Source organism: Luteitalea sp., from assembly GCF_022842525.1.
In the GTDB taxonomy this organism is placed as follows: Bacteria; Acidobacteriota; Vicinamibacteria; order Vicinamibacterales; family Vicinamibacteraceae; genus Luteitalea.
In genome coordinates, this window is sequence record NZ_JALHPM010000316.1 from 1 (window position 1) to 2,259 (window position 2,259).

Genomic DNA, 2,259 nt, shown 5'->3' on the forward strand with positions numbered 1-2,259 from the left:
CTGCGCTGCCCCAGCTAACGTACGGTGTCCATTCCACCCAGACCGCACCGAGCTAGCGCAGATCCCATTTTGAGGCCAAACTCTCTCAAGTACCAGATACAAGACGGCGGTAGCCCTGACTTCACCTACGAGGATTGATGCGCGCGATTGCTCTCTGGGGTGTTGCCGTGCTCGTCACCGTGCTGAGTGCGCCTTGCCAAGCGCACGCGCAGGGGCCGGACACGCTCGCGGTGCCGGTGGCGGGTCATCGCATGCGCTTGATTGTGAGCGGCCAGAGGACGCCCACACTGGTGTTAGAGGCGGGCAGCGGCGGCACGTCGCGGACGTGGCGCACGCTCCAACCGTCGCTGGCGGCACTGGGGCGCGTGGTGGCGTACGATCGCGCGGGGTTGGGCGGCTCGGAGCCGTCGCCGCGGCCGCGCACCGCGCGCGTCATCGCGGAGGAGTTGCGGAGCGCGCTGCGGGCCGCCCGCCTGCCACCGCCGTACCTCCTCATCGCGCACTCGGCGGGTGGAGTCTACGCCCGGGTGTTCGCCGCGACGTTCCCCGCCGAGGTCATGGGGCTGGTGCTCGTGGACCCGGCGGCCGAGGACTTCTATGCGCGGGCCAAGCGCGAATATCCGCAAGTCTACGCGCACTTCGATTCGCTCGATGCCGCCGACGTCGCGAGTCGTCCACCCGGGGAGCGCGCTGAGGAAGACGCCTGGGATACGAACCTCGCCCTCGTGCGGACGCTCGACGCTCGGATGCGGGCGCCGGCCATCGTGTTGTCGTCGCCCCGTGCCGACATGGCGGAATTGGGGCCGCTCTGGACGGACGAGCATCGGCGGTGGGCCGCGCGCGCGCCGGGCCGGGAGTACGTGCGCGTGGATCGTGTGGGGCATAGCATCCACCGAGAGCGCCCCGAAGTCGTGCTGGAGGCAGTCCAGCGCGTCCTCGCGGGGGCGGCTCGGCGCCGCGACTAAGGCGCGCGCGACCCCGCCGTCTAACCTTGCGTTGCTCTTGACAGGGCCTTCAAGGAGTGCCGACTGTTCGCTGCGCTCACTGTCGGCATCCTATGGAAGGGCCCTGCAAGAGAACGCGAGCGTTAGGCTGCGAGGGCCTCGCGACTCCGACGCAACAGCGGTACTTCTTTGGAACTTGCAACCTTTCGGGTCGTGCAGCGGCACCAGACCCCGCCAGGTCAACACCGGCTGCGTCCCTTCAGGGTGCCCCGCGCCTCCATGCCGCGCTCGGGCCACCTCACACAGGGCCGCCTACTCCCTTCCGAGTCAACCACGCGCCGGCCTCGCAGGTGCACCTCCACCGGCGGGTGGTCACCCGTCCGTCACGCGCGACCGACCGCCACCGTCGACGACCTCCCTTCAGGGTGCCCCACGGGGCGAACCTCGCAGGCCCAGCACCGGAATCCCGTGCCAGAGGCCCACGCCACGGCGACCCCCTACCCTGCTCGACCGACGTCAACCGGATGGGGCGCCAGCCCACGCGCCAGGCCCTGGAGCCCTCCTGCCGGGCAGCCTAACCCCACGTTGCACCTGCCGGACGCGCCCACAGAGCTGTGGCTTGCCCGCGCCCCCGTCGGTCGGCGACTGGCGCCGCCAGCCAGCGGCCTCCATTTTTCCTTCCGTGCAGGCGGCGCCAGCCGCTTTCATCGCCCCGGGGCGCTCACGTCCGTGCCGGCGCGTCCGCAGGTGAACGTGAAACGTTAGCCAGTGCGGGCAACGACACGACGCCCGCGATGCTGAGCGCGCTGTCGGCCTAGGTGCCGATCACCGGGGGAAAGCGCCGACACAGAGCGCGCCGGTTCCCTGATGACACGACAGGGTGCCGAGTTCAGCGTTGACGCACAACCTCTCGGGAGGGGCCAATGCGCTCACTGCTGCTTCGGGTAAGTTTGGGGATCCTGATGTGGTCCTCTCCAGCGTGGGTGTGGAGTCAGGAAGCAACGACCCTCGTCGCGCGCCCCGGCGATCAGGTGCGGATCTGGTCAGGAGGCCACCGACCGTGGGAGGGAATTCTGCGACAGGTGGCGCGCGAAAGCGTGTTCGTGCAACTCCCCGCGGGCGCTACGACGGGCATAGCCCACAACAGCGTGACGCGTGTACAAGTGTACGGTGGCCGGAGCTTCAGCGGTGGGGCGAAGCGGGGTGCGAAGTTCGGTGCGATTGTAGGGGTCTTGGCCGGGCTCTACCTCGCCACTGGCGACTCCGGCTGCTACTCGGATGGCAGGAAGGTCCCCTGCCCTCAGTTGGTGAGCTC

The 2,259-nt window shown here is 69.3% G+C and carries 1 protein-coding gene; it reads left to right on the top strand.

What is annotated here, in order from left to right; genetic code table 11:
* Positions 1-137 precede the first annotated feature (137 nt).
* Entirely contained in the window at positions 138-965 is an 828-nt protein-coding gene (locus Q0C41_RS30095) for an alpha/beta hydrolase (RefSeq protein WP_291990500.1), read from the top strand.
* Positions 966-2,259 lie beyond the last annotated feature (1,294 nt).

Bases quoted from the DNA above. Each gene is read 5' to 3' on its own strand.
- Q0C41_RS30095 (WP_291990500.1), top strand. From the start codon at position 138: ATGCGCGCGATTGCTCTCTGGGGTGTTGCCGTGCTCGTCACCGTGCTG.